This window comes from Micromonospora sp. AMSO31t (genome assembly GCF_008868175.1).
GTDB lineage: Bacteria > Actinomycetota > Actinomycetes > Mycobacteriales > Micromonosporaceae > Micromonospora.
The window spans coordinates 1-26,878 of sequence record NZ_WBKT01000075.1 but is presented as its reverse complement, the minus strand read 5'-3'; the positions used below and the strand labels follow the sequence as shown (position 1 = coordinate 26,878).

The window sequence follows — 26,878 nt, the reverse complement described above, 5'->3', positions numbered from 1 at the left end:
CCCCACACGCCGCGCCCATCCGGCGTTGATCAAGGAGTTTGCGTCAGGATCCGGCCTCCCCGCGACGCAAACTCCTTGATCAACGCCGGATGGGCGCGGCGTGTGGGGTGGAAATGGGGGCGGCGGGTTCGTCGTTAGGATGAGTGCGCGACGGACGAGTCGACCGGGCGGTCGCGTCGGCGGGCTGCGGCCCGCCGCCGAGGAACGTCCGGACTCCACAGGGCAGGGTGGTTGCTAACGGCAACCCGGGGTGACCCGCGGGACAGTGCCACAGAAAACAGACCGCCGGCCCGATACGGGACGGTAAGGGTGAAACGGTGGGGTAAGAGCCCACCAGCATCCCGGGTGACCGGGATGGCTCGGTAAACCCCACCCGGAGCAAGGCCAAGAAAGGGTCGTCACCGCAAGATGACGATCCGCGCAGACGCTTGAGGGCGGCCCGCCCGATGTCTGCGGGTAGGCCGCTGGAGCCTGCCGGCGACGGTAGGCCGAGATGGATGGCCGCCGCCGGCCGCCCCTCGGGGCGTGCCGGTGACAGAATCCGGCGTACAGGTCGACTCGTCCGTCGCCCACCTACCGCCACGTCCACCTGCGGCAATCTCGCTCGGCATGGCGGCCTTCGTGAGATCAGGACGGGTTGGACATGGACCACGGCACCCGCGACGAGTTGCTCAGCCGCCTGGCTGAGGCAGTCGGATCCGTCACAGTCCCACACCCGACGCGGGTTGCGGTCGACGGGCCGCCCGCTGCGGGCAAGACCACGCTCGCCGACGAACTGGCCGTCGCCCTGCGCGCACAGGGCCGCGACGTCATCCGCGCGACGATCGACGATTTCCTCTTCCCGCGGTCGCGGCGCTACCCGCGCGGCGAGTACTCGGCCGAAGGCTGCTACTTCGACACGCACGACCACGGCGCGTTGAACCGGGCTCTGCTCGATCCGCTCGGCCCAGGCGGAGATCGACGCTTCCAACACGCGGTGTACGACCACACCGCGGATACGGTGCTGTCTCCGCCGGTCATGACTGCCACCGCCGACGCCGTGCTGGTCTTCGACGGCGTCTTCCTCATGCGCCCGGAACTGATTGATCGGTGGGACCTGCGCATCTTCGTGTCGACCGCGCTAGCGAAGACTGTGGATCGTGCCCTGATCCGAGAGCGGCGGGTGTTGTCCCGGGCCGACATCGAACGGCGCTGGCGCGAGCGTTACATCCCCTCCCAGCAGCTCTACTTCGCTACGGTCCGCCCGACCGATCACGTCGACATCGTCGTGCACAACGACGAGCCTCAGCAGCCGGTCTGGGAGACGCGAACACACTGACCGCGCTCAGCTCGGCATGAGCGGACCTCTCGCCAGCGCCGCCCCGCAGGCAAGCGCTGGGCGTCATGTGAGACCAGGCAGTTGCGGGCCTGAAGCCCTGGCAAGGACGGTCATGTTCATTGCTGTCCGCGTCGACGATCTTGGTGGAATGAGAGTTCCCGCGAGCCCTCGGTGGGCGTACGGCACCCGCATGCCGTCCCCCGATAGGGGGACGTCGATCACGTGGCTGGGTGAGGCGCCGTGCCGAGGTGCGATGGCATCGTCGGCCCATGAGGCGATCGGGACAACGGAACCACCTCGAATTGCGACGGCGTCACACCGCTCAGGAGATCAGCCAGGAATCCCCCGACGCAACGGCGCTGCGCACACCACCGCCGCCACCCTGGGCGCGCCGCGCGGGGCACGTCGCGTGGATCGCCCCGGTCCTCGGCTTCATCCCACTGCACATCCCCTGGATTCTCGGCATCCCGCTGTTCGCCAATCCCGATCCGTTCCGGGAGTGGTACCACGGTCGCGGACCGGGTGTCGGCGACCACCCGGTTGACGGGTTCCTCGGCCTACCCGCCGGCGCGTTCTACCTCAGCATCCTGTGCATCCTGGCCGGACTTGGCGGAGTTCTGGCCCTCGGACTCATCAGCGACTGGGGTCTGGTCTTTCCACGCTGGATACCGGTGCTGCGCGGGCATCGGGTGCCACGATGGCTGCCGTTGACGCCGACGGTCCTGGGATCCGCATTGATGATCGGCTACGCGGTGACGCTGCCCTGGCAGTTCGCGGCCGAACGCGCCGACGCCAGCCCGGGGGACGACATCTTCACCACCCCCGGTGTCCTCATCGGCCTGCCCCTGCTGCTGGCATGGGCAATCGCATTGCCCATGGCCGGCTGGTCCTACTACCGCCGCACGCGGGCGCCGCGCCGGTGACCGTTGGCGGCCGGGGATCGTCCTGTTCTGCCGGGCCGACCCCTCGCGCCGATGGGCGAGCACGTCGTTCCGCCTGCCCGCCGAGAAACCCGTTGCCAGTGACGCGCACCGGATGTGTGGTTGATCGGCCGCCAATCACCGGAGGGGACGTGCCATGTCGCTGCCCACGCCCACGCTGCACACCCCTCGCCTGAGGCTGCGTCCCTTCGACGACGCGGATGCGAGCGACCTGTTCGCGCTGCACAGCAACGCGTACGTGCTGCGTTACTGGGACTCGCCGCCGTGGAGCGATCGCGCGCGCTCGGAACGCTTCATCGCGGCGTGCCGGCAGATGGCGGAGGAGGGCACCGGGGCGCGGCTGGCCGTGGATCGCGGCTCCGACGGGGCGTTCATCGGCTGGTGCAGCCTGAACCGGTGGAATCCGGACTACCGCAGCGCATCGCTGGGCTACTGCTTCGACGATGCGGCGTGGGGCCACGGCTATGCGACGGAGGCCGCGCGCGCCGTGCTGCGATGGGCATTCGACACGCTGGACCTGAATCGCGTCCAGGCGGAGACCGACACCCGCAACGTGGCGTCCGCCCGCGTGCTGGAGAAGCTCGGGTTCGTGCGTGAAGGGACGTTGCGGGAGGACTGCGTCGTGGACGGCGAGGTCTCCGACTCGTGGGTCTACGGGCTGCTCAGGCGGGAGTGGCGGCCGTCGTCCTAGCTGGCGGCCGGTAGTCGCTGCGGCGCGCGGGCCGGGGGTCGGGCGGGCGAGCGGCGGGACAGCAGCCATCCGGTCAGCGCGGCGACGAGGCCGGCCAGCCCGGCCGCCGCGAAACCGCCCCCTGGTACGGAGGCGGTGATCGCCACCCCGACGATCGGGGATCCGAGCGCGAAACCCGCGCTCAGCGCCGAGGATTGCAGACCGGTCGCCTCGCCCCGCACACTGGGCGGCGCCAGCCGGCTCACCGTGTGGGCCACCGCGGAAAGAGTCGGCGCGGCGAGCAGCCCTGCCCCGGCGCCGGCCACGCACAGCCACGGCCAGTCGTGGGCCAACCCGGCGGGAATGGTCGCCAGCCCGAGCAGACCGAGCACCAGCCACGTGGGCAGTGGTCGGGGGAGCACCCCGTACACCAGCCCGCCGACGATGGAGGCCACGCCGTAAGTTGCCACGACCGCGGCTGCCCACGGCACCTGGCCGGCTTCTTCGAGGGTGGCGACGATGGCCAGGTCGGTGCCGCTGAGCACCGTCGTGGCGCCGAACGCCATCACCAGCGCGGCGATCATGTGCGGGCCGAGCCACTCCCGGCGACGGGGGCGGGCGCCCGTGTCGGCGTCCGCCTCGTCGTCGGCGCGCAGTGGCGGGTTGAGCACGGCCATCCCCGCTCCACCCGCCGCGATGGCGGCACCGACGCCCCAGGCGACCACGCCCGGGGAGACCTCCGCCGCGAAGAAGATCACGATGGCCGGGCCCACCACGTACGACAGTTCGCCCTGCACCGATTCCAGCGCGAACGCCGCGCGCCGCAGTCCCGGCGTCGTCATCGCGGTGATCGCCTGCCTGGTCACGAGCTGGGCCGGCACCATCAGCAGGCCCGCGGCGAAGGCGGCGCCCACCAGGATCCCGTACGGCAGGAGCGGCACGCTCAGCCAGAACACGACCTGCAGTACGACAGTGGTCACCAGCACGACACGCGGGCCGCGCCGATCGATCATGCGGCCGAGCAGCGGCCCGCCCAGCGCCACCCCGGCGGTCAGGGCCGCCGCGACGCCACCCGCGGCCGCGTAGCTCAGGTCGAGGCCCAGCACGACGTACATGGTCAGCGCCATCACGTCGGCGGTGATCGCGACGCGGGCGAGCAGCGAAACGCCCAGCAGCGACGCCATCCCCGGCACGGCGAGCACCCGTCGGTATCCGGTCACCTGCCGACGCTAGATCCGCGGGCAGCTCACAGGAAGTGGCTAGTTTGCTGGCACCGCCATAATGAATGGTTATGGCCAGGGACCTTGAGACCACATTGCTGCGGTCGTTCGTGACCGCCGTGCGGGCGGGCAGCATCAGCCGCGCCGCGACCGCGCTCGGACACACCCAGCCCGCGCTCAGCCAGCAGTTGCGCAAGCTCGAGAGGGTCGTCGGCCGCCCGCTGCTCAACCGGTCGCCGTCCGGTGTCTCGCCCACCCGGGCGGGTGAGGAGCTGCTGCCGTACGCCGAACGCATCCTCTCGCTCTCCGCACAGGCACTCACCGAAACCGGACGCGCGCTCACCGGCCACTGCGTCGTCGGGTTGCTCGAAGACCTCGCCGCGTCCCAGCTTCCGCAGGCCCTCGCCGACCTCGCCCGGCTGCACCCCGGCGCGACGCTGGAGGTGCTCAGCATTTCCAGCGCCGCGATGCGGGAGGCCTATGACGCGGGCCGCGTCCAGCTCGTGCTCGACGCGCTGCCGGACCTTCCCGGGCCGCCCCGCTGGACGGTGCGCCGCCCGCTGGTCTGGGCGATCGGCCCGGGAGTGGACGTGGCTGCCGACCCCCTGCCGGTGGTGCTGTTCTCGAACCCCTGCTCCTGGCGTACGTCGGTGCTGGAGACGCTGGAGCGTACCGATCGGCGGTGGCGGGTGGCGTTCGAGAGCAACAGCCTCCTCGGTGTGCTCGCCGCGGTGCGGGCCGGGCTCGGCGTCGCGGCGCTCATGCCCGCGAACCTCGATCCGGCCATGGCCTGTCACGACGCGGCCGCCCTGCCCACTCTGCCGGACATCGAGTTCGGCCTGGCACGGCACCCACGGAACGAGGGTGATCCGCTGATCGATGCCGTGGAGACCGCGCTCCGGCGCACGATCTGAAGGTCGCTGGCGTGCCGCAGGCCTGCCGGCGGTGATTCCGCAGGAGCCAATCACCACGGGAATCCGGCGTACCCTCGACCCGTCCGTCGCCCGCTGCGCCGGATGTCCGGTTCGACCACCTCCTGGGACGTCCGTCTCACGGGTCGCCGGAAGCGGAACTTGCCGGGGCGCAACTAGGATCGTGGGGTGGTTCAGGCGGAGGTCCTGGGGGACGAGCAGTGGTTGCGCCGTATCGAGGCGGTGACCGACGCGACGCTGTCCCGACTCGATGTGGCCGACCTCTTCGACGAGCTGCTCGATCGGGTGCGTGACCTGCTGCGGGTCGACACGGCCGCGATCCTCCTGCTCGACGTCCGCGCCCAACAGCTGGTGGCCACCGCCGCCCGGGGGCTGGAGGAGGAGGTCCGGCAGGGTTTCCGGGTCTCCGTCGGCCGCGGGTTCGCGGGCCAGGTCGCGCTCACCCGTCAGCCGGTCATCATCCAGACCGTGACCGGCGACAACGTCGTCAACCCGGTGCTCCTCCAGACCGGGGTGCGGTCCCTCCTGGGCGTGCCGATCATGGCCCGGGGCGACCTCGTCGGCGTGCTGCACGTGGGCACCCTGTCCCCCCGACAGTTCACCCTCGACGACGTCCGCCTGCTCGAACTGGTCGCCGACCGGGTCAGCCTGGCCAGCAGCGCCCGGGCGAACACCCTGGACCAGACCGCTGCCCTGGCCCTGCAACGGAGCCTGATCCCCGCCGAGCTGCCCCGCCTGCCCGACCTGGAACTGGCCGGCCGGTACGTTCCGGGCCACGCCTCCGGCGTCGGCGGCGACTGGTACGACGTCTTCCCCCTGCCGTCCGGCTGGCTGGTCGTGGTCGTCGGCGACGTCTCCGGGCACGGGCTCCAGTCCGCCGTGGTGATGGGCCGGGTCCGCAGCGCGCTGCGCGCCTACGCGCTGGTCTCCGACGACCCGGCGGAGGTGCTCACCCTGCTCGACCGGAAGGTGGTCCACTTCGAGGCCGGCAGCCTGACCACCGCGCTGTACGTGATGATCTCCCCCGACCGGGAGACCCTGCGCATCTCGGTGGCCGGCCACCCGCGCCCGGTGCTGGCCGCGCCCGGCCACCCGAACACCGTGCTCGACGCGCCGATCGATCCGCCGCTCGGCGCGGGCCGGATCCGGGCGCGCCGCGCCATGACGGCCGAATTCCTGCCCGGCTCGGTCCTGGTCGCCTACACCGACGGGCTGGTCGAGCGTCGCGGGGAGCTGTTCGACGCCGGCGTGGCCCGGCTGACCGCGGCCGTCCCGCTGGCTCCCGTCGACACGGTGGCCGCCACGGTCATGGCCACGCTGGACACCGAGCACCCCACCGACGACATCGCGCTGCTGGCCGTCCGCCGGCTGCCCCGATAGCCCCGCGTCAGCCCGCCGGCCAGTTCCGCAGCAGGGCGTCGAGCGCGTCGAGTGTGCGGGACCAGCTGGCGTCGGTCGTACGCGGCGTGTGGCGGAAGCCGCCGGCCCGCTCCAGCGACACGTAGCCGTGGAAGGTGCTGTGCAGCAGACGCACGGCGTCGGTCTGGTCGGGCTCGGCCAGCTGGTAACCGCGCAGGATCGCCCGGGTCATGTCGGCGTGCCGCCGTGCCGCGCTCGCCTCGGCCGTCTCCCGGTCGAGTTGCAGCTGTGCCGCGGCGTACCGGCCGGGGTGCTGGAGGGCGTAGCCGCGGTAGGCGTCGGCGAAGGCGACCAGCGCGTCCTTGCCCGCCCGGCCGGCGAGCGCGTCGGCGGCGCGGTCGGCCATCTCCGCCAGGGCCAGCACCGCCACCCGGACGCGCAGCTCCTGGGCGTTCCTGAGGTGGAAGTACAAGCTCGCGTCCTTCACCCCGAACCGGCGGGCCAGCGCCGAGACGGTGACGTTCTCGAAGCCGACCTCGTCGGCCATGTCCGCCGCGGCCAGGGTCAGGCGCTCGATCGTCAACCCCGTACGGGCCATGTGTCCCACCCCACGTCTCGATGTTCTAGCCTTTTGCCTAGGAGGTCTAGACTAGCGCCTATGACACCCCTGTCCGAGCCCGCCATCCGGGCCTCCTTCGTCAATTGCACCAAGGGCGAGGCGAAGCGCCTGGCCCTGCCCCGGGATCTGGCCGAGAGGCCGTGGTCCGACCTCGACTTCCTCGGCTGGCGCGACCCCGGCGCGGCGGAGCGGGCCTACCTGGTCGCCGAGTCCGGCGCCGGGCTGCTCGGGGTGGCCCTGCGGGTGGCGTCGCAGGCCGGGCGGGCCCGGCGCAGCATGTGCTCGCTCTGCCTGACCACGCACACCGGGGACGGTGTCTCGCTGATGACCGCCCGCAAGGCCGGGCCGGACGGGCGGGCCGGCAACTCGGTCGGCAGCTACCTCTGCGCCGACCTGGCCTGCTCGCTCTACCTGCGGGGGAAGAAGAACGCCGGCCGCCGCCTCGACGAGTCCATCACGCTCGCCGAGAAGATCGACCGGACCACCGCCAACCTGGCCGCCTTCCTCCAGCGGGTCGTCGAGTGACGTCGCCCCCCACCCTATGTAGGACTACGATATAGTCCCGTCATGCGGTTGACGATCCCGGTGGCGAAGGTGCTCTCCGCGCTCCTCGCCGACCCCGAGGCCCCGCGCTACGGGCTCGACCTCATGAAGCTCACCGGTCTGCCCAGCGGCACCCTCTACCCGGTCCTGCACCGGCTCCAGGCGGCCGGCTGGCTCGCCGCCGACTGGGAGGACGTCGATCCGGTCGCTGCCGGCCGGCCCGCCCGCCGCTACTACCGGCTCACCGGCGAGGGGGTGCGTGCCGCCCGGCTGGCGCTGGCCGAGCTGCGCGCCCTCGCCCCGCCGGGCCGGGCGTCCCGGGGCGGCGCCGAGCCGACGGGAGCCCCGGCGTGGTGACGCGGCGGCTGGCCGTTCTCCTGCTCCGGCGGGCCGCGCGGCGCTGGCCGGCGGAGCTGCGCACCGCGCTGATCCGCGAGTGGGACGCGGAGCTGCACGTCCTGGCCGGCCACGGGCAACGGTGGCGGATGCTCCGCTTCGCGGCCAGCCTCGCCGCCAGCCGGGCCGGTGCGCCGGTGGTCGACCGGGCCGTGCTGCACCGGCGGCTGCGGCACACCGCCGGGGTGCTGCTGCTCGCCCCGCCGGCGTGCGTCACGGTCGTGCTGCTCGCCGCCGTGGTGATGAACCTGGCGTACGCCGTGCTCGACGTCCGGGTCGCCTGGGCGACCGCCGTGCAGCTGCCGCTCTGGTCCGGCCTCACCGCCGGGGCGGGCGCGCTGCTCGCCCTCGCCGTCACCCGGGCCGCGCGGCGGACCGTACGCACCGGACAGCTGGCCACCGCGCTCGGCGTCGTGCTGCCGATCGGGCTGACCGTGACGGTGGTCCTCGCCGCGTTGGCCGGCCAGGGCGAGTCGGGCCTGCCGGGGACCGTACCCGGGCTCCTGCTCTGGCTCGCCGTGCTGGTGCCGGTCCTCTGGGGCGCGGGGGTCCTGGCGCGCCGGGGACGGACCCGGCTGGCCTGGTTCGTCGGGGTGCTCGGCGCACTGGTCGCGGCCGACGCGGCGGTCGTCCTGGCGGTGGTCTCCGCCATCCCGGCGGCCCCCGTGGGGCCGGTCGCCGACGGCCTGCCCGCGGACACGGTGGACCGCGTCTCCGCCCCGCTGTGGCTGCTCACCTGCTGGACCGACTCGTCGTTCGGGCTGCCCCGCCCCACCGCCTGGGAACGGTTCCTCATCACCGACCGGGTGCTCGTCGAGCCCGTCTTCTACCTGGCCTGCACCCCGTACGCGGTGGCCTACACCGTCGCCGCCGCCCGGCCGGCGCCGGCCGTCGAACCCGTGCCGGAGCCCGTCCCGACATCCACCTGACGCCGGCCGCCGGCCCGCCGCACGACGGGCCGGCCCGGTCGGGTCAGCTCTCCCAGGCCGCGATCCGGCCGGCTCGCTCGTAGTGCCGGACCAGCTCCGCGTCGATCCGCTCGGCCCGGGCCTCGGTGAGCACCACGGCGGGGTCCTGCCAGGACCGCGCCGTGAGCATCCGGTGGCGCAGACCGGCCGGGGGATGGGTGGCGAACAGCGACATCTCCTCCCGGACGGAGAGCTGGCGCACCAGCGGCAGCCGGTCGACCGCCGCGGCCAGCGAACGGGCCGTCCCGGCCCGCCAGGCCGCCGCCCCGTGCCCGCCCCGGGCCGCCTGCCGCACCACCAGCGCCACCGACTCGGTGCTGAGCAGCACGTCGAGCAGGCGGGTGGCGCCCGCCGTGCCCGCCGCCCGGGCGGCCATCTCGTCGGCCAGGTACTCGGCCCGCTGGCTCCCGCGCAGGGCGGTGGCGGCCAGCGCCAGGTGGCCGGCGAAGAGCAGCCGGGACAGCACCCAGGACACCATCCGGCCCAGCCACTCGCCGATCAGCACGATGAAGCCCGCGTCGTGCGTGCCGGGCGCCGGCCGGAACAGGTCGGCGGCGCTGCCGAGCATCGTCAGGGCCGGCTGGGTGAGCGGACCACGCCGTACGTCGCCGTTGACGAAGTGGCCCAGCTCGTGACCGAGCAACGCCACGCGCGCCGGCCCGTCGAGTGCGCCCCACAGCGGCAGTCCGAGGCAGAGCAGCCGCCGCCGGCGCAGGCCCACCGCGGTCGCGTACGCGTTGAGGTCGTTGTCGACCCCCAGCACGTGCGGCACCGGCGCGCCGATCCGGGTCGCCACCTCCTCGACCAGGGCGTGCAGCTCGGGCGCCTCGGCGCGGGTGAGCACGTCCACGTCCGGCGGGACGCGGCCGAAGCGGGGGCGCAGCGCCAGCGCCAGCCCGATGAGCGCCAGCCCCAGGACGACCGCGAAGTTCGGGAACGGGTACGCGAACAGCAGCCACACCCCGGTCACCGCGAGGGCCAGCACCCCGGCCAGGAGCAGTACGGAGATGCCGACGGTCAGCGCGCCGGCCAGGCTCCACCCGGCGGACTCCAGGGGCCGGCCGACCAGGGCCGCGTACTGCTGGCGGGTCAGCCGGCCGGCCAGCCGGTGGGTCCGCCGGTCGATCCAGGACCAGCCCAGCTCGGGTGCCTGGCGGGCCCGGTCGTATCCGTCGAGGTTCCACTCGCAACCGGCGCACCAGGGCAGCGCCTCGCGGATCGAGACCGTCGCCGCCCCGCACTTCGGACACGTTTCCGTGCCCGCCGACGTGGTGATCATGAGCGGTGATCCTGTCGGGAACGGGCCGCCGCGGGTACCGGCCGTTCGGGGGAGACGCCGGTCAGCGGGGGCAGGGCAGCCGCTCCAGCGGCGCGGGGGTGGCCCCCGGGCGCACCGACTGGGCGAAACAGCCGGCCGCCTCGGCCCGCTGCCAGCCGAACACCGACGCGGCGGTCTTCGCCACGCGTACCCGGAAGACCAGCCGGACCTCGGCGACACCCGCCGCCGCCGAGAGGACGTCGACGCCGTCCACGGTGTCGGCGGCGAGCCGCAGGTCGGCCTCCCGCGCGGCCGGCTCGGCCAGCAGGAGGGTCCGGGTGCGCTGGGCGGTGGCCGTCACCTCCCGGTCGGCCCGGCGTTCCAGTCGGTGCTGGGACCGGTCCCGCAGCAGCGGAACCCCCAGCGTCAGACCGACCGCCACGAGCACCGCCAGCGCCGTGGCGGCCACCAGCCCCCGCCGGCGTGCCGACCGTCGTCCCCCGAACCGCACCCCGGGATTGTGCGCCCTCGACCCGGCAGCCGGCTGCCCCGTCTTCCGCCGGTTCCGGCCCGGAACCGCTCTGACCAGGTCTACTGTGGAGGACATCGGCGACTATTTACGCCGTTCCGGTGGCGGCCGGGCGGTTCGCGGTGCACAGTGATCGCATGAGCGACGACGGACGTGGTGGCGGGCACTACTACTGGTGCACCCGCCACCACCGGGTCGAGACCGATGCCGACGTGTGTCCCGCGAAGCACGTTCTCGGACCGTACGCCTCAGCCGCCGACGCGGAGAACGCCCTGCAGCAGGTGCGGGCGCGCAACGAAGCGTGGGAGGCCGAGGACGCCCGTTGGGCCGGGGAGGACAGGTAGACGGCGCGGGACGGCCCGCGTCGAGGTGATCCGTGCTCCGCGAGGGCGAGAGCACGTCCCCAGGAAAGGGAACCGAGATGGCCGAAGCACAGCAGGCCACCCGCCCGGCCGCGAAACGGACGACCGCGAAGAGGACCACCGCGGGCAGGACGACGGCCACCAAGGCGTCCCCGAACGCCTCCGGCGCCGGCGCCGGTCGGGTGCCGGCGAAGAAGGCCGCCGCGAAGAAGGCGACCGCCAGGAAGGCCGTGTCGGCGGCACGGAAGGCGCCCGCGAAGAAGGCGCCGGCCACGAAGACCACCGCCAAGAAGGCCCCCGCCAAGAAGACCACCGCGAAGAAGGCCACGACGGCGCAGAAGGCGGCCGCGAAGAAGACGACGGCGGCGAAGAAGACCACCGCGGCGAGGAAGACGACGACCGCGGCCAAGCGGACGACGGCGACCGCGGCGAAGCGGACCACGGCGACCGCGGCGAAGCGGACCACGGCGGCGAAGAAGGCCCCCGCCAAGAAGACCACGGCCGCGAAGAAGACCACCGCCGCCAAGAAGGCGCCCGCCAAGAAGACCACCGCCTCGACGCGTCCCGCGGCGCGCAAGACGGCGGCGAAGAAGGCGCCCGCCAAGAAGGCCACCACCGCGAAGAAGACCACCGCGGCGAAGAAGGCCCCGGCCAAGAAGACGACGGCCGCCCGGACGACCACCGCGCGCAAGGCGCCGGCGCGCAAGGCCACCGCCTGACGGGGTTCGCCGTCCGCTGACCGGCGCGCGCCGGTCAGCGGATCACGCGGGGCGCTGTCAGGATTGACCCCGTGGTGATCCGACGCGTACTGGCGCCCCGCATCGACTTCGGCGCGCTGCGCCGCGAGCTGGGACTTTCCGAAGACTTCCCGGCCGCGGCGCAGCGCGAGGCCGACGCGGCCGCCGCCGCGCCGCTGCCGGCCGTCGCCGACCGGACCGACGTCCCCTTCGTCACCGTCGATCCGGCGGCGTCGCGCGACCTCGACCAGGCCATGCACCTCGCCCGCCGTCCCGGTGGCGGTTTCCGCATCCGGTACGCGATCGCCGACGTGTTCACCCACGTCCGACCCGGCGGGGCGCTCGAGGCGGAGACGTGGCGCCGGGGGCAGACCGTCTACCTGCCCGACGGGAACGTGCCGCTGCACCCGCACACGCTCAGCGAGGGGGCGGCCAGCCTGCTGCCCGACGCCGACCGGGCCGCGGTGCTGTGGACCATCGACCTGGACGCCGACGGCGGCACGGTCGCCGTCACCCTCGAACGGGCCCGGGTGCGCAGCCGGGCCAAGCTCGACTACTCGGGCGTGCAGCGCGACGCCGACGCCGGCCGGCTGCCCGAGCCGATCGCCCTGCTGCCCGAGATCGGCGCCCTGCTCACCGCCCGCGGGCTGCGCCGGGGAGCGATCAACCTGCCGCTGCCCGAGCAGGATGTCGAGCCGGACGGCGACGGCTGGCGGCTGGTGCTGCGCGGGCCGGGCCCCATGGAGGAGCACAACGCCCAGATCTCCCTGCTGACCGGGATGGTCGCCGCCGACATCATGCTGGCCGGCCGGATCGGCCTGCTCCGCACGATGCCGCCGCCCCGGCCCGAGGCGGTCGACCGGTTGCGGCTGGCCGCCGGGCCGCTCGGCGTGCCCTGGCCGGCCGGCGCGACGGTCGGCGCGGTGCTCGCCGGGCTGGACGCCTCGCAACCCCGGGCGGCGGCCTTCGTCGACCAGGCCGCCGAGCTGATGCGCGGCGCCGCGTACACGGCGTTCGACGGCGAGGTGCCCGAGCAGCCGGAACACGGCGGCGTGGCCGCCGCGTACGCCCACGTCACGGCGCCGCTGCGTCGGCTCGCCGACCGGTACGCCACCGAGGCCTGCCTTGCCCTGCACGAGGGCCGGGAGGTGCCCGACCACGTCCGCGCCGTGCTGCCGAAGCTGCCCGAGGTGATGGCGACCACCGACCGGACCGCGTCCGCGGCCACCCGGGGCGCGGTCGAGCTGGCCGAAGCCGTGCTGCTGGCGCACCGGGTGGGCGAGACCTTCGAGGCGGCGGTGGTGGACGTCGACGAGCCGCGCCCGGCGGGCAACGGCCGTCCGGGGCGGCAGCCCGGCGGCACGGTCGCCCTGGACGAGCCGCCGGTGCGCGCCCGCTGCACCGGCGACCTGCCGCTCGGCGAGCGCGTCCGGGTGCGCCTGACCGCCGCCGACCCGGTCCAGCGCAAGGTCGCCTTCGAGAAGGCGTGAGGCCGGGAGCGCGGGGATTCTCACAGCGCCCGGCCGCGCCGCCTCGCGGTGACCTTTGCGAGGATGACCCGTATGGCTTACGACGCGACCACCCTGCCCGACGTCTCCGGGCTGACCGTCGGCATCATCGGTGGCACCGGCGACCAGGGGCGGGGCCTCGCCTACCGGTTCGCCCGGGCCGGGCAGACCGTGCTGATCGGCTCCCGCGCCGCCGACCGGGCCGCCCAGGCCGCCGCCGAGATCGCCGCCCTGCCCGGCGTGCCGGCCGGCGCCACCGTGTCCGGCGCGGACAACGACGAGGTCGCCCGCCGCAGCGACGTCGTGATCATCGCGGTGCCGTGGGACGGGCACGCCGCCATCGTCGGTGCGCTGGCCGGTCCGCTCGCCGGCAAGATCGTCATCGACTGCGTCAACCCGCTCGGCTTCGACAAGCAGGGCCCGTACGCGCTGACCGTCGCCGAGGGCAGCGCCGTGCAGCAGGCCGCCGGGCTGCTGCCCGACTCCCGGGTCTGCGCCGCGTTCAACCACGTCAGCGCGCCCCTGCTGGCCGACCCGGAGGTCGACCGGATCGACCTCGACGTGCTGATCTGCACCGAGGACCGGGAGCTGGTCGGCGTGGTCGCCGCGCTCGCCGCCCGGATCCCCGGGATGCGGGGCATCTACGCCGGCCGGCTGCGCAACGCCCACCAGATCGAGGCGTTCACCGCCAACCTGATCGCGATCAACAAGCGCTACAAGGCGCACGCCGGCATCCGCGTCACCGACCTGTGACGTCGTACCCGTGCGGCACCGAGTTCTTCGTGGTCTGACCGGCCGGGCGGCGCGGCCCGGGAGCCGCGCCGCCCGGCGTGCGGGTCAGAAGGTGTGCTCGGCGGCCGGGAACTGGCCGCCGCGCACCTCCTCGGCGTAGCGGCGGGTCGCGTCGGTCAGCGCGCCCGCCAGGTCGGCGTAGCGCTTCACGAAGCGCGGGGCCTTGCCGGTGCGCAGCCCGGCCATGTCCTGCCAGACCAGCACCTGCCCGTCGGTGTCCGGACCGGCGCCGATGCCCACCGTCGGGATGCGCAGCTCGGCGGTGATCCGCTTCGCCACCTCGCCGGGCACCATCTCCAGCACCACCGCGAAGGCGCCCGCCTCGGCCACCGCACGGGCGTCCGCGACGACCTCCTCGGCGGTGTCGCCCCGGCCCTGCACCCGGTAGCCGCCCAGGGTGTGCTCGCTCTGCGGGGTGAAGCCGATGTGCGCCATCACCGGGATGCCCGCGCCGACGATCGCCTCGATCTGGGCGGCGCAGCGCCGGCCGCCCTCCAGCTTCACCGCGTGGCAGCCGCCCTCCTTCATGAACCGCACCGCCGTCCGCAGCGCCTGCGTCGGCCCCTCCTCGTAGGAGCCGAAGGGCAGGTCACCGACGATCAGCGACTGCCGGGTCGCCCGCACCACCGCGCGGACCAGGGGGAGCAGTTCCTCGGCAGTCACCGGCAGGGTCGTCTCGTAGCCGAAGACGTTGTTCGCCGCCGAGTCGCCGACCAGCAGCACCGGGATCCCCGCCTGGTCGAAGATCGAGGCGGTGTACTGGTCGTACGAGGTGAGCATCGCCCAGCGCTCGCCGCGCTCCTTGGCGGCGATCAGGTCGCGGGTGCGGACCCGTCGGGTGGCCGGCCCGCCGTAGAGGGCGGTCACCTCGGTCGGGGTGGACTCCACCATGACTCTCTCCTTCCTCGAGGCCGCGTTCGCGGTCCCCGGGTTCCGCCGCGATCGTCGCACCGGGGCACCGGCCGGGGGCAGGGCGGAGTGGAGGATTTCACTCGCGGCGCGGCGCGGGTCAGCCGTCCTCGCGCCACCGGTTGGTGACCGGCAGCCGCCGGTCCCGGCCGAACGCCTTCATGGAGATCTTGGTGCCCGGGGCGGACTGGCGGCGCTTGTACTCGGCGGTATCCACCATCCGCAGCACCCGGTCGACGACCGCCGGGTCGTGGCCGGACGCGATGAGGCCCTCCCGCCCCAGGTCGCCGTCGACGTAGCCGATCAGGATCGGGTCGAGCACGTCGTATTCCGGCAGGCTGTCGCTGTCGAGCTGGCCCGGGCTCAGCTCCGCCGACGGCGGCTTGCCGATCGAGTTCGCCGGGATCGGCGGCGTCTCGCCGCGCCGCTCGGCATCGGCGTTGCGCCACTTGGCCAGCCGCCAGATCAGCGTCTTCCAGACGTCCTTGACCGGGTTGTAGCCGCCCACCGAGTCGCCGTACAGGGTGGAGTAGCCCACCGCCAGCTCGCTCTTGTTGCCGGTGGTGAGGACCAGGTGGCCCTCCTGGTTCGACAGCGCCATGAGGATCACGCCGCGGACGCGGGCCTGGAGGTTCTCCACGGCCACGCCGGAGAGCGACAGGTTGGCCAGGAAGGCGTCCACCATGGGCTGGATCGGCTCGACCCGGAAGTCGAGGCCGGTGCGCTTGGCCAGCTCCTCGGCGTCGGCACGGGAGTGCTCGGAGGAGTGCTGGCTGGGCAGCGACACCCCGACCACCCGCTTCGCGCCGAGCGCGTCGACGGCGAGGGCCGCCACCACCGCCGAGTCGATGCCGCCGGACAGGCCGAGCACCACCGACGGGAAGCGGTTCTTGTTGACGTAGTCGCGCAGGCCCAGCACCAGCGCCTGCCAGACCTCCGCCTCGTCGGCGACCGGCGCGATGATCCCGCCGACCGCGACCCCGTCCCCGTGCCCCGGCGGGAGGATGTCGCTGACCTTGGCCCGGACGATGCGCATGTCGTCGGCGACCTCCTCGCCGCCGACCGGCTCCTTGGCCGCCGGCAGCTCCACGTCGTGCACCAGCAGGTGCTCGACGAACTGGGGCGCCCGGGCGAGCAGCGTGCCGTTCGCGTCGACGATCATCGAGTCGCCGTCGTAGACCAGCTCGTCCTGGCCGCCGACCATGTTCACGTACGCGATGGTGGCGGCCGCCTCGGCCGCCCGGCGGCGGACCAGCGGCAGCCGGATGTCGTCCTTGTTCAGCTCGTAGGGCGAGCCGTTGATGTTGAGCACCAGCCCGACACCCGCCTGCCGGGCCACCGCGAACGGCCCGCCGGCCTGCCACAGGTCCTCGCAGATGGTCAGCGCCACGTCCACCCCGCCGATCCGGACCACGGTCAGCGCGTCGCCGGACACGAAGTAGCGGTCCTCGTCGAACACGCCGTAGTTCGGCAGGTGGTGCTTGAAGTAGGTGGCCGCCACCGACCCGCGGTGCAGCAGCGCGGCCGCGTTGCGGGCCCCCTTGCCCGGCTCGGCGTCGGCGCTGACCTGCGGCGGGCCGTCCGCGTCCAGGTAGCCGACCAGGACCGGCAGGTCACCGAGGCCGTCGGCGGCCAGGTCGGCGGCGAGCCGGTGCAGCGCGGCCCGCGAGGCGGCCACGAACGACCGGCGGAACACCAGGTCCTCCACCGGGTAGCCGGTCAGCATCAGCTCCGGGAAGAGGGCGAGCTGGGCGCCGGCGTCGGCGGCCCTGCGGGCCCAGCCGCGGACCAGGTCGGCGTTGCCGGCGATGTCGCCGACCGTCGGGTCGACCTGGCACAGGGCGAGACGCAGCGTGGGCATGACCTCATCTTGCCCCAGCCGGAGGGCCCGAATCCGACCGGACGCGGGAGACGCCGGGGGCGTAACGTCGGCGTAACGAGCCCGGTGGAGACTGGGCGGTCAGGCGCGGCCGGCCCGACCGGTGCGGACGTACGTGTCACGAGGGGTGGAAGTGGACCGTCAGCAGGAGTTCGTCCTCCGTACGCTGGAAGAGCGGGACATCCGGTTCGTCCGGCTGTGGTTCACCGACGTGCTCGGCACGCTCAAGAGCGTGTCGGTGGCCCCCGCCGAGCTGGAGGCGGCCTTCGAGGAGGGCATCGGCTTCGACGGCTCGGCCATCGAGGGCTTCGCCCGGGTCTTCGAGTCGGACATGGTCGCCATGCCCGACCCGACCACCTTCCAGGTCTTCCCCTTCGAGGGCGGGGTCAGCGGCGAGAGCGCCCGGATGTTCTGCGACATCCTGCTCCCCGACGGCAGCCCGTCCTGGGCCGACCCTCGGCACGTGCTGCGCCGGGCGCTCTCCCGGGCGGCCGAGAAGGGCTTCACCTTCTACACCCACCCCGAGATCGAGTTCTTCCTGCTGGAGAACGGGCCGCAGGACGGCTCCGTGCCGATCCCGGTCGACACCGGCGGCTACTTCGAGCACACCACCCACGCGGTGGCCCGCGACTTCCGCCGGCAGGCCGTGCTGGCGCTGGAGCGGATCGGCATCTCGGTGGAGTTCAGCCACCACGAGGTGGCCCCCGGCCAGCAGGAGATCGACCTGCGCTACGCCGACGCGCTCACCACCGCCGACAACATCATGACCTTCCGGCACGTGGTGAAGGAGGTCGCGCTATCCACCGGGGTGCAGGCCAGCTTCATGCCGAAGCCCTTCACCGACCAGCCGGGCAACGGCATGCACACCCACCTGTCGCTGTTCGAGGGGGAGCGCAACGCGTTCCACGACGCCGGCGACCCCATGAAGCTCTCCAAGGTGGCCAAGTCGTTCATCGCCGGGCTGCTCACCCACGCCCGGGAGTACACGGCCGTCACCAACCAGTGGGTCAACTCCTACAAGCGGCTCTTCCCGCAGGCGTTGCCGGACCGGATCACGGAGAGCCCCGCGTACGTCTGCTGGGGTCACCTGAACCGGTCCGCGCTGGTCCGCGTGCCCGCCTACGGCAAGCCGAACTCGGCCCGGGTCGAGGTCCGCTCGCTGGACTCGGCGACCAACCCCTACCTGGCCTTCGCGGTCATGCTCGGCGCCGGCCTCAAGGGCATCGAGGAGGGCTACGAGCTGCCGCCGGGCGCCGAGGACGACGTCTGGTCGCTGAGCACCGCCGAGCGCCGCGCCATGGGCTACCCGGCGCTGCCGGAGAACCTGGCCGAGGCGATCGACGTGATGGCCGGCTCCGAGCTGGTCGCCGAGGTGCTCGGCGAGCACGTGTTCGACTTCTTCCTGCGCAACAAGCGGGCCGAGTGGGAGCAGTACCGCCGCGAGGTCACCCCCTACGAGCGGCAGCGCTACCTGTCGCTCTAGATCACGGTGGTGCGGTGCCGCTATCGTCTGCGGCACCGCCCGGCAGCCGCGCCGGGAGGGCGCAGCCGGGGAGGGCGTTCGGTGCTGGGAGACCTGCTCAACGGGGCGTGGCAGAGCATCGTGTTCGGGGTCGTCGGGGTGGCGCTGATGGCCGCCGGCTTCCTGCTGGTCGACCTGCTCACCCCGGGCCGGCTGCGGGAGCTGATCTGGGTGCGGCGCAACGGGAACGCGGCGCTGCTGCTCGCCGCCAACCAGCTCGGCATCGCCGGCATCGTCTTCACCGCGGTCCTCACCAGCTACAGCTCCTTCGGCAAGGGGCTGGCCTCCACGGTGGTCTTCGGCCTGGTCGGTCTGCTCGTGATGGCGCTGGCCTTCCTCGTGCTCGACCTGCTCACCCCCGGCCGGCTCGGCGACATCATCTGCGCCGACGAGCCGCACCCGGCGGCCCGGGTCAGCGCCGCCACCCACTTCGGCGCCGCGCTGATCGTCTGCGCCTGCATCGCCTGAGCGGTGTCGTACCGGGGGCATAGCCTCCGGGCGTGAACCGCACCGACCGTCTCTACGCCCTGGTGGAGGAGCTGCGGGCGGTCTCGCCCCGGCCGCGCAGCGCCCGGTGGCTGGCCGGGCGCTTCGAGGTCAGCACCCGCACCATCGAGCGGGACATCACCGCGTTGCAGGGCGCCGGGGTGCCGATCTGGGCCGAGCCGGGCCGCACCGGTGGCTACGTGGTCGACCGGGCCCGCACTCTGCCCCCGGTCAACCTGACCCCGGGCGAGGCCGTGGCCATGGCCGTCGCGCTGCACCGGCTGGGCGGCACGCCGTTCGCCCCGGCCGCCGGCGCGGCGCTGCGCAAGCTGGTCGCCGTGATGCCGCCCGCCGACGCCGCCGAGGCGCACCGCCTCGCCGGCCGGGTGCACCTGATGGATGGCGGGCCGGCCACGCCCGTCCCGGCCGCCGTCGCCGACGCGGTCGCCGCGCGGCGGGTGCTCCGCCTCCGGTACGCGGACCGGGCCGGCGCCACCTCGGCCCGCGACGTGGAGCCGCTGGCCTACCTGGGCAACGCGACACACTGGTACCTGGTGGGGTGGTGCCGGCTGCGCGACGGGCTGCGCTGCTTCCGCACCGACCGGATCGTGGCGGTGCGCCCGCTGGCCGAGCCGGTGACCCGGGAGCTGCGCCCCGACGACCTGGACATCCCCGCCGGGCGGGTCCGTCCACTGAGCCTGGTCTGAATTCTCGGCTTCCCGGGGAAACACCGACAGGACGGTGTCGCGGAGGTCGCCGAGGCTGACTCCTGACGACGCGGGCCGACCGGCCGGCGCGAACCTCAGGAGGAAGCATGTCCAGCACGCCCGTGACCTGGTTCGAGATCGGCTCCGACCGCCCCGCCGAGGTCGAGCGCTTCTACGCCGACCTGTTCGGCTGGGCCTTCGAGGAGCAGGGCGGCCCGGGCGCGTCGTACCGGCAGACGGCGGCCGGCGGGGAGCGTGGCATCGGTGGCGCGATCCGGGCAACCGACGGCAGCACGCCGAACTACGCGATCTTCTACGCCGAGGTCGCCGACGTGGCGGAGACCTGCCGGCGGGCCGAGGCGGCCGGCGGCAAGGTGCTGGCGCCGCCGCGCAGCGCGCCCAGCGGCCTGACCCACGCTCAGCTGCTCGACCCGTCGGGCAACCACATCGGCGTCTTCACCCCGCCGGTGGCCGGATGAGCGTTCGGTTTCGGTGGGTGGCCCCGCCGGTGCCGGCCGGGAGGGAGGTGCGGCCGGTGAGGAGGCGGCGGGGCCACCCGGGTCACCTGCCCCAGCGGCCGTCCCCGCCGCGGGGGCCGTGACCGCCCGGGCCCGGGAAGACGCCGGCCTCGGCGGCCTTCAGCACCGCGTCGGCCTGCTCCTGGGTGAGCTTGCCGTCCTTGACGGCCTGGTCCAGGCGGTCCTTCAGCGCGGCCTGCCGGTCCCCGGTCGACGGCCGCTCGGGCCGGTCGGCCTGGCGCTGCTCGCGCAGCTTCTCCAGCGCCGCGGTGACCTTGTCGGTGGGGACACCCAGTTCCTTGGCGAGCGACTCGGCGAACTCGGCCTGCCGGTCGGCCCGCTGCTGCTGTCGGTCGGTGCCCTGGTCGGTGCTCGTGCTGGCGCTCGGTGCCGGGCTCGGGCTCTTGTCGTCGGCGAGCGCCACCGTCGGGGCGGCGATCCCGACGCCGAGCACGCCGGCGGCGGCCAGGCCGGCCAGCAGGTGCTTCCTCGACATCCTGCGGATCATGCGATTCTCCTGTTCGGTGGTGGTGCGATGACGTCACCGACAGTGACCGGCGTAGCTGGGGGCAACCCGTGGCGAACCTGTCAGCGCGCTGGCAATCGCACCGGAGAACCGGGACAAACCAGTTGCGACGGGCTGCGCGGGCCGGGAGGGTGGCCCGGTCACCGACGGAAGGCGAAGCCGCATGACGAACCCCTCCATCCGCGAGATCACACTGCCGGAACCGCGCTCGGGGCCGTACGGGATCACCGCCGGCCCGGACGGCGCGCTCTGGCTGACGCTGGCCGGGACGGGCGGCGTCGCCCGGGTCGCGCCGGACGCGGAGGTGCGCACCCACCTGGCCGACCCGGCGGAGAGCCGCCCGCTGATCATCACCACCGGCCCGGACGGCGCGCTCTGGTACACCCGCTCGGGGGACGACCGGCTGGGCCGGATCACCGTCGACGGGGAGACCAGCTCCGTCGCGCTCCCGCCGGGGACCGCGCCGTGCGGCCTCGCCGTCGGCCCGGACGACGCCCTCTGGTACGCCGGGATGGGCGACGACACCGTCGGCCGGGTCACCGTCGACGGGGCGGTCACCACGTTTCCGCTGCCGGTCGCCAAGGGCTTCCCCTCGATGCTGGCCGCCGGGCCGGACGGCGCTCTCTGGCTCACCCTCAACCAGGCGAACGGGATCGCCCGGGTCGCCCTGGATGGCCGGGTGACCGTGCATTCCCTGCCGACGGAGGCCGCCGGACCGGTCGGCATCACGCTCGGCGGCGACGGGGCGCTCTGGTTCGTCGAGATCGCCGCCGGCCAGCTCGGCCGGATCACCCCCGACGGCCGGATCGACGAGTTCCCGCTGCCGGACCGGGCGGCCCGCCCGCACGCCATCGTCGCCGACCCGGCCGGCGGCTGCTGGTTCACCGAGTGGGGCGCCAACCGAATCGGCCACATCGACGAGGCGGGCCGCATCACCGGTCACGCCCTGCCCACCCCGCAGTCCGAACCGCACGGCCTGACGGTCACCCCCGACGGCACCGTCTGGGTGGCCCTGGAAACCGGCGCGGTCGCCCACCTCACCCCCTGACGGGGTTCAGCGGACCGCCGGGGTGACCGTGAGGGTGCCGGTGGTGGCGTCGAGGACGGCGGGGGTGCCCACCGGGACGGTCAGCTGGTCGGGGCCGTGGCCGATGGGGAGGCCGCCGAGGACGGGGACGCCGAGGTCGCCGAGGCGCTCGGTGAGCACGTCCGTGATCGTGGTGTCCCAGCCGTCGGCGCACTCGGTGAACTGGCCCACCGCCACCCCGGCGATCCCGTCCAGGGCGCCGCAGCGGCGCAGGTGGGTGAGCATCCGGTCGACCTTGTACGGCGGCTCCTGCACCTCCTCGACCAGCAGCACGGCCCCGGTCAGGTCGGGCATGTCCGGGGTGCCGATCGACGCGGTGATCAGGCACAGGTTGCCGCCGAGCAGCCGCCCCTCGGCCCGCCCGGGCACCCGGACCGCGTACGTCTCCTCCTCCTTCACCGCCTCGATCGCCACCGGTTCGGTGGTCATCAGCGCGGCGTGCAGCGACTCCGCCGAGCGCAGCGGGGTGCGGTCGTCCCGCCACGCCGCGCCGGGGCCGTGCACGCCGGCCAGCCGGGCGCCCCGCCACAGCGCGAACTGCAGCGCCGTGATGTCGGAGAAGCCCGCCACCACCTTCGGGTCGCGGCGGACCGCCGCCATGTCGATCAGGTCGACCACCCGCTGCGCGCCGTAGCCGCCCCGGGTGCAGATCACCCCGCGGATCTCCGGGTCGGCGAAGGCGGTGTTCAGGTCGGCGGCCCGCAGCTCGTCGGCGCCGGCCAGGTAGCCCTGCCGGGCGTACGCGTGCGGCGCCGGCACCGGGCGCAGCCCCCAGCCGGTGAGCAGCTCGATGCCGCGGGCCACCCGCTCCGGGCGGGTCGGGCCGGAGGGCGAGACCAGCATCACCCGGTCGCCGGGGCGCAGGGCCGGTGGGCGCAGGCAGTCGTCGGTGGGCACGACGGGAGCCTAGTGCGGCCGAGCCGGACCGGCCGTCGCCGGGCGCACCGGATAGCCTCGACGTCGTGGCGACCGCGCTGGTGATCGAGAACGACCCGACCGACGACCTCCGCCGCCTGGGGGAGTGGCTCACCGAGGGGGGCCTGGACCTGTTCGTGCTGCGTCCGCACGCGGGTGACGAGCTTCCCGCCGACCTCGACGGCTACGTCGCGCTCGTGGTGCTCGGCGGCGAGCAGCAGGCCTACCCGCTGCCCGACGGCAGCCCCGGGGCGCCCTGGTTCCCCGCGCTGGAGGGGCTGCTGCGCAAGGCGGTCCGGCAGCGGATCCCCACCCTCGGGGTCTGCCTCGGCGGGCAGCTGCTGGCCACCGCCCACGCCGGGCAGGTCGAGCGCAGCCCGTCCGGGCCGGAGGTCGGGCCCGCGGTGGTGGGCAAGCGGGACGCCGCCGAGACCGACCCGCTCTTCCGGTACGTGCCGTTGATGCCGGACGTGCTCCAGTGGCACACCGACGAGATCACCGCGCTGCCGCACGGGGCCACGCTGCTGGCCGCCTCGACCCGCTACCCGCACCAGGCGTTCCGCCTCGGCGACCGGGCCTGGGGCCTCCAGTTCCACATCGAGTGCGACACCGCCATGATCGCCGACTGGGCCCGCGACTCGGAGCTGCTGGCCGAGCTGGGCTACGACCCGGAGCTGGTGGTGGCCGCCTGCGACCGGGCGATGGCCGACGTGGAGGAGGTCTGGCAGCCGTTCGCCGTGCGGTTCGCCGCCCTCGCGCTCGGCGAGCTGGCGGGCGTCACCATCCGCCCCACCCTGCCGCTGCTCGGGCACTGAGATGGCCCGACCGGCCCGGGGGCGCCTGGCCCGCTACGGGTTCGCCGAGGGCGACGGCTCGGCGCGCGCCGCCGACCTGCTCGGGCCGGACGGGCTCGGCCTGTGGCGCGTCGAGGAGCAGGAACCCACCGACGAGGCGGCCGGTGAGCTGCTCGCCGCCCTGTCCCGGGCCGCCGACCCGGACCTGGCGCTGCGCCAGCTGCACCGCGTCGTCGAGGCGGAACGGCGTACCGGGGAGAAGCCGGCGGTGCTGGACGCGCTCGCCGCCGACCCGGGGCTGCGCCGCCGCCTGGTCGCGGTCCTCGGCGCCTCGTCGGCGCTCGGGGACCACCTGGTGGCCCACCCCGACCAGTGGCCCGTGCTGGCCACCGAGGCGGACGGGCTCGCGCCCTCCGCCGACGGCCGGCTCGACCTGGCCGCGGCCGCCCGGCTGACCGGCGGCACCGGCCCGATCCCGGCGCTGCGGCAGGCGTACCGGTTGGCGCTGCTGCGGATCGCGGCGGCCGACCTGACCGGCGGCCGCGGCCTGGAGCAGACCATGGCGGCGCTCTCCGGGCTCGCCGACGCCACCCTGGCCGCCGCCCACGACATCGCCGTCGACGAGCTGCCGGAGGGCACGGCCCGGCCCCGGCTGGCCGTGGTGGCGATGGGCAAGTGCGGGGGCGACGAGCTCAACTACGTCTCCGACGTCGACGTCATCTTCGTCGCCGCCACCGACGACGACCTGGCCGTCGCGACCCAGGTCGCCACCCGGCTCATCCACATCTGCGGGTTGGTGGCGTGGCCGGTCGACGCCGCGCTGCGTCCCGAGGGCAACCGTGGGCCGCTGGTCCGGACCCTCGCCAGCCACCTGGCCTACTACCGCCGCTGGGCCCGCACCTGGGAGTTCCAGGCGCTGCTCAAGGCCCGGCCGGCGGCCGGCGACCTGGCGCTGGCCCGCGAATGGATCGACGCGCTCGCCCCGCTCGTCTGGACCGCCGCTGAGCGGCCGGAGGCCGTCGAGGACGTCCGGGCGATGCGCCGAAAGATCATCGACCACATCCCGCCGAAGGAGCTGGAACGCGAGATCAAGCGCGGCCCGGGCGGGCTGCGCGACATCGAGTTCGCCGTCCAGCTGCTCCAGCTCGTGCACGGCCGGGTCGACGAGTCGCTGCGGGCGCCGGGCACCATCCCCGCGCTGCGCGCCCTGGTCGCCGGAGGCTACGTGGGCCGCGCCGACGGGGAGGCGCTGCTGCGCGGCTACCGCTTCCTGCGCGGCGTCGAGCACCGCCTCCAGCTCCAGGGCCTGCGCCGCACCCACACCGTGCCGACCGAGCCGGCCGCGCTGCGGTGGCTGGCCGCCGCGCTCGGCTACGCGGCCACCCCGGGCCGTAGCGCCGTCGAGGAGTTCCGCGCCGAGTGGGTCACCCACGCCACCGAGGTACGCCGGCTGCACGCCAAACTGCTCTACCGGCCGCTGCTGGAGTCGGTCGCCCGGGTGCCCGCCGAGGGGCTGCGGCTCACCCCGGAGGCGGCCCGGCGCCGGCTGGAGATCCTCGGCTTCGCCGACCCCGCCGGTGCGCTGCGGCACCTCCAGGCGCTCACCGGCGGGGTGAGCCGCACCGCCGCCATCCAACGCACCCTGCTGCCGGTGCTGCTCAGCGAGTTCGCCGACGCGCCCGAACCGGACCGCGGGCTGCTCAACTACCGGCAGGTCTCCGACAAGCTCGGCAGCACCCCCTGGTACCTGCGCCTGCTGCGCGACTCGGGCCCGGTGGCCCGCCGGTTGGCCCAGGTGCTCTCCTCCTCCCGGTACGCCGCCGACCTGCTGGCCCGGGAGCCCGAGGCGTTGCGGCTGCTGGCCGAGGACACCGAGCTGACCCCGCGCCCCCGCGCGGTGCTCGGCGAGGGCTTCACCGCCGCCGCGGCCCGGCACGACGACCCGGTCGAGGCCACCCGCGCCGTACGCGCGCTGCGCCGCCGCGAGCTGGTCCGGCTCGCCTGCGCCGACGTGCTCAGCCGGGCCGGTGCGCTCGCCCCGCTCACCCCGCGGTCGCCGGACGGCGGCGGGCGGCTGCCCACCCTGGCGGACGTCGCCGCGGTCGGGGCCGCCCTCTCCGACGTCGCCGACGCCACCCTGGCCGCCGCGCTGCGCACCGCCCGGGCCGCCCAGCCGGGCCCACCCGGCCTGCGCTTCGCCGTGATCGGCATGGGCCGGCTCGGCGGGCGCGAGTCGAACTACCTCTCCGACGCCGACGTGCTCTTCGTCTACGACCCGCCGCCGGGCGCGGACGAGCAGGGCGCGGCCGCCGCCGCCCACGCGATCGCCGAGGAGCTGCGCCGGCTGCTCTCCGCGCCCGCCCCCGACCCGCCGCTCGGGGTCGACGCCGACCTGCGCCCCGAGGGCCGGCAGGGCCCACTGGTACGCAGCCTCGCCGCGTACGCCCAGTACTACGCCCGCTGGTCCAGGGTGTGGGAGGCGCAGGCGCTGCTGCGGGCCCGGTTCGTCTGCGGCGACGCCGACCTGGGCGCCGAGTTCGAGGCGATGGTCGACCCGGTGCGCTACCCGGCCGACGGCCTGACCCGCGAGCAGGTGGTGGAGATCCGCCGGATCAAGGCCCGGGTGGAGACCGAGCGGCTGCCCCGGGGCGCGGACCCGGCCACCCACACCAAGCTGGGGCGGGGCGGCCTCGCCGACGTGGAGTGGGCCGTGCAGCTGCTCCAGCTCCGGCACGCCGGCCGGCTGCCCGCGCTGCGCGGCACGAGCACCCTCGCCGCCCTCGCCGCGGCCCGCGACGCCGGGCTGGTCGATCCCGAGGACGCCGCCGAGATGGCGGCCGGCTGGACGCTCGCCGCCCAGGTCCGCAACGCGCTCATGCTGGTCCGCGGCCGGGCCGGTGACCAACTGCCCCGGCACGGGGTCGAGCTGGCCGGCGTGGTGCGGCTGCTCGGCGGGGACGACCCGGGCGAGTTCCTCGACGAATACCTGCGCACCGGCCGCCGTGCCCGCACCGCCATGGAACGGGTGCTGGACTCCCCGTCCTGACCGGTTGGTCCCGACCGTCGACGCACCGGCCATGCGGGGACCGGACCCGCGCGATCCTGTCCTGCCGCCGCCCCTGTCAGTCCACGCCGGGTTCGACACGCGACCGGGCCTGCCGCTGCTGAGCCCTGCAGGACGCTTCGGCCTGCGAGCCGTGGCCTGCGTGGCGTGCCGGCCGTGCCGTGCGTGCTGCCGTGCGTGCCCTGCCGTGCGTGCGTGCCGTGCCCTGCAGGTCTGTTGCTGGTCAGCCACGCCGCTCGTTGCTGTCGACCCGGCTTGTCGCCCTTCTTCGCCGCCGACGGCCGGGCGGTCGGGGTGGGGGGCTCGTGCGGCCGACGGT

General features: G+C 74.4%; 27 protein-coding genes and 1 other RNA gene. 20 read left to right on the top strand and 8 right to left on the bottom strand.

Going from position 1 to position 26,878, the window contains the following annotated elements; all coding sequences use genetic code 11:
* Positions 1-155 precede the first annotated feature (155 nt).
* The 4 genes from rnpB to F8274_RS17890 all read left to right on the top strand — a co-directional run bounded on the left by rnpB (position 156) and on the right by F8274_RS17890 (position 2,950).
* An RNA gene (gene rnpB / locus F8274_RS17905) (RNase P RNA component class A) lies at positions 156-565 on the top strand.
* A gap of 78 nt (positions 566-643) precedes the next feature.
* The gene (locus F8274_RS17900) at positions 644-1,318 is read left to right on the top strand and encodes a uridylate kinase (RefSeq protein WP_151463538.1); all 675 of its coding nucleotides are present in this window, start codon (positions 644-646) and stop codon (positions 1,316-1,318) included.
* A gap of 269 nt (positions 1,319-1,587) precedes the next feature.
* The gene (locus F8274_RS17895) at positions 1,588-2,241 is read left to right on the top strand and encodes a hypothetical protein (RefSeq protein WP_151463537.1); all 654 of its coding nucleotides are present in this window, start codon (positions 1,588-1,590) and stop codon (positions 2,239-2,241) included.
* A gap of 154 nt (positions 2,242-2,395) precedes the next feature.
* A complete protein-coding gene (locus F8274_RS17890) occupies positions 2,396-2,950 on the top strand; it encodes a GNAT family N-acetyltransferase (RefSeq protein ID WP_151463536.1) in 555 nt (184 codons plus the stop codon).
* On the opposite strand, the gene F8274_RS17885 is transcribed toward F8274_RS17890, so the two are convergent.
* Positions 2,947-4,149, bottom strand: a complete 1,203-nt coding sequence (locus F8274_RS17885; protein WP_225853850.1) for an MFS transporter — start codon at positions 4,147-4,149, stop codon at positions 2,947-2,949. The genes F8274_RS17890 and F8274_RS17885 overlap by 4 nt on opposite strands.
* Positions 4,150-4,220: 71 nt before the next feature.
* Between F8274_RS17885 and F8274_RS17880 the strand changes: the two genes are divergently transcribed.
* Positions 4,221-5,063, top strand: a complete 843-nt coding sequence (locus F8274_RS17880) for a LysR family transcriptional regulator (RefSeq protein ID WP_192579879.1) — start codon at positions 4,221-4,223, stop codon at positions 5,061-5,063.
* A 186-nt stretch (positions 5,064-5,249) separates the two neighbouring features.
* Positions 5,250-6,461 (top strand): PP2C family protein-serine/threonine phosphatase, encoded by a 1,212-nt coding sequence (locus tag F8274_RS17875; protein ID WP_151463534.1) that lies wholly within the window; start codon positions 5,250-5,252, stop codon positions 6,459-6,461.
* A 7-nt stretch (positions 6,462-6,468) separates the two neighbouring features.
* Here the strand turns inward: F8274_RS17875 and F8274_RS17870 are convergent, their stop codons facing one another.
* Positions 6,469-7,038, bottom strand: a complete 570-nt coding sequence (locus F8274_RS17870; RefSeq protein ID WP_151463533.1) for a TetR/AcrR family transcriptional regulator — start codon at positions 7,036-7,038, stop codon at positions 6,469-6,471.
* 60 nt (positions 7,039-7,098) lie between these two features.
* Between F8274_RS17870 and F8274_RS17865 the strand changes: the two genes are divergently transcribed.
* From F8274_RS17865 to F8274_RS17855, 3 genes are read left to right on the top strand one after another with little or no spacing between them, the layout of a single operon-like run.
* Complete coding sequence (locus F8274_RS17865; protein ID WP_151463532.1) at positions 7,099-7,584, top strand: FBP domain-containing protein; 486 nt, start codon at positions 7,099-7,101, stop codon at positions 7,582-7,584.
* A 42-nt stretch (positions 7,585-7,626) separates the two neighbouring features.
* A complete protein-coding gene (locus F8274_RS17860; RefSeq protein ID WP_151463531.1) occupies positions 7,627-7,959 on the top strand; it encodes a PadR family transcriptional regulator in 333 nt (110 codons plus the stop codon).
* On the top strand, positions 7,953-8,927 hold the full coding sequence (locus tag F8274_RS17855; protein ID WP_225853849.1) for a hypothetical protein: 975 nt from the start codon (positions 7,953-7,955) through the stop codon (positions 8,925-8,927). The genes F8274_RS17860 and F8274_RS17855 overlap by 7 nt, the downstream gene beginning before the upstream one ends.
* A gap of 43 nt (positions 8,928-8,970) precedes the next feature.
* On the opposite strand, the gene F8274_RS17850 is transcribed toward F8274_RS17855, so the two are convergent.
* Together F8274_RS17850 and F8274_RS17845 are read right to left on the bottom strand one after the other, a co-directional pair.
* Positions 8,971-10,245, bottom strand: a complete 1,275-nt coding sequence (locus tag F8274_RS17850) for a M48 family metallopeptidase (RefSeq protein ID WP_151463530.1) — start codon at positions 10,243-10,245, stop codon at positions 8,971-8,973.
* Positions 10,246-10,306: 61 nt separating this feature from the next.
* Complete coding sequence (locus F8274_RS17845; RefSeq protein WP_151463529.1) at positions 10,307-10,735, bottom strand: hypothetical protein; 429 nt, start codon at positions 10,733-10,735, stop codon at positions 10,307-10,309.
* Between the two features lie 155 nt (positions 10,736-10,890).
* Between F8274_RS17845 and F8274_RS17840 the strand changes: the two genes are divergently transcribed.
* The 4 genes from F8274_RS17840 to npdG all read left to right on the top strand — a co-directional run bounded on the left by F8274_RS17840 (position 10,891) and on the right by npdG (position 14,113).
* The gene (locus F8274_RS17840) at positions 10,891-11,097 is read left to right on the top strand and encodes a hypothetical protein (protein ID WP_151463528.1); all 207 of its coding nucleotides are present in this window, start codon (positions 10,891-10,893) and stop codon (positions 11,095-11,097) included.
* A 77-nt stretch (positions 11,098-11,174) separates the two neighbouring features.
* Complete coding sequence (locus tag F8274_RS17835) at positions 11,175-11,834, top strand: histone (protein ID WP_225853848.1); 660 nt, start codon at positions 11,175-11,177, stop codon at positions 11,832-11,834.
* 71 nt (positions 11,835-11,905) lie between these two features.
* Positions 11,906-13,342 carry an RNB domain-containing ribonuclease gene (locus F8274_RS17830; protein ID WP_151463526.1) on the top strand — a complete coding sequence of 479 codons (1,437 nt, stop codon included), beginning with the start codon at positions 11,906-11,908 and terminating at the stop codon, positions 13,340-13,342.
* Positions 13,343-13,414: 72 nt separating this feature from the next.
* Positions 13,415-14,113: an NADPH-dependent F420 reductase gene (npdG, locus tag F8274_RS17825; protein ID WP_151463525.1), complete on the top strand. Its 699-nt coding sequence runs from the start codon at positions 13,415-13,417 to the stop codon at positions 14,111-14,113.
* Positions 14,114-14,197: 84 nt separating this feature from the next.
* Here npdG and panB read toward each other — a convergent pair whose 3' ends face one another.
* Positions 14,198-15,043 (bottom strand): 3-methyl-2-oxobutanoate hydroxymethyltransferase, encoded by an 846-nt coding sequence (gene panB, locus F8274_RS17820; protein WP_151463524.1) that lies wholly within the window; start codon positions 15,041-15,043, stop codon positions 14,198-14,200.
* 118 nt (positions 15,044-15,161) lie between these two features.
* Entirely contained in the window at positions 15,162-16,922 is a 1,761-nt protein-coding gene (locus F8274_RS17815; protein WP_151463523.1) for an NAD+ synthase, read from the bottom strand.
* 151 nt (positions 16,923-17,073) lie between these two features.
* On the opposite strand from F8274_RS17815, the gene glnA reads away from it, so the two are divergent.
* The 4 genes from glnA to F8274_RS17795 all read left to right on the top strand — a co-directional run bounded on the left by glnA (position 17,074) and on the right by F8274_RS17795 (position 20,134).
* Positions 17,074-18,423, top strand: a complete 1,350-nt coding sequence (gene glnA, locus F8274_RS17810; protein WP_151463522.1) for a type I glutamate--ammonia ligase — start codon at positions 17,074-17,076, stop codon at positions 18,421-18,423.
* A gap of 81 nt (positions 18,424-18,504) precedes the next feature.
* Positions 18,505-18,930 carry a DUF350 domain-containing protein gene (locus F8274_RS17805; protein ID WP_151463521.1) on the top strand — a complete coding sequence of 142 codons (426 nt, stop codon included), beginning with the start codon at positions 18,505-18,507 and terminating at the stop codon, positions 18,928-18,930.
* Between the two features lie 32 nt (positions 18,931-18,962).
* Positions 18,963-19,655, top strand: a complete 693-nt coding sequence (locus F8274_RS17800) for a YafY family protein (RefSeq protein WP_151463520.1) — start codon at positions 18,963-18,965, stop codon at positions 19,653-19,655.
* Between the two features lie 107 nt (positions 19,656-19,762).
* A complete protein-coding gene (locus F8274_RS17795) occupies positions 19,763-20,134 on the top strand; it encodes a VOC family protein (protein ID WP_151463519.1) in 372 nt (123 codons plus the stop codon).
* A gap of 82 nt (positions 20,135-20,216) precedes the next feature.
* Here the strand turns inward: F8274_RS17795 and F8274_RS17790 are convergent, their stop codons facing one another.
* Positions 20,217-20,681: a hypothetical protein gene (locus F8274_RS17790; protein WP_151463518.1), complete on the bottom strand. Its 465-nt coding sequence runs from the start codon at positions 20,679-20,681 to the stop codon at positions 20,217-20,219.
* Between the two features lie 181 nt (positions 20,682-20,862).
* Between F8274_RS17790 and F8274_RS17785 the strand changes: the two genes are divergently transcribed.
* Positions 20,863-21,747, top strand: a complete 885-nt coding sequence (locus F8274_RS17785) for a virginiamycin B lyase (protein WP_151463517.1) — start codon at positions 20,863-20,865, stop codon at positions 21,745-21,747.
* A 6-nt stretch (positions 21,748-21,753) separates the two neighbouring features.
* Here the strand turns inward: F8274_RS17785 and F8274_RS17780 are convergent, their stop codons facing one another.
* Positions 21,754-22,683, bottom strand: coding sequence for an LD-carboxypeptidase (locus F8274_RS17780; protein WP_151463516.1), 930 nt, complete (start codon positions 22,681-22,683; stop codon positions 21,754-21,756).
* A 65-nt stretch (positions 22,684-22,748) separates the two neighbouring features.
* Between F8274_RS17780 and F8274_RS17775 the strand changes: the two genes are divergently transcribed.
* Together F8274_RS17775 and F8274_RS17770 are read left to right on the top strand one after the other, a co-directional pair.
* Complete coding sequence (locus F8274_RS17775; protein WP_151463515.1) at positions 22,749-23,516, top strand: type 1 glutamine amidotransferase; 768 nt, start codon at positions 22,749-22,751, stop codon at positions 23,514-23,516.
* Position 23,517: 1 nt separating this feature from the next.
* Positions 23,518-26,541 carry a bifunctional [glutamine synthetase] adenylyltransferase/[glutamine synthetase]-adenylyl-L-tyrosine phosphorylase gene (locus F8274_RS17770; protein ID WP_151463514.1) on the top strand — a complete coding sequence of 1,008 codons (3,024 nt, stop codon included), beginning with the start codon at positions 23,518-23,520 and terminating at the stop codon, positions 26,539-26,541.
* Positions 26,542-26,878: the final 337 nt, after the last annotated feature.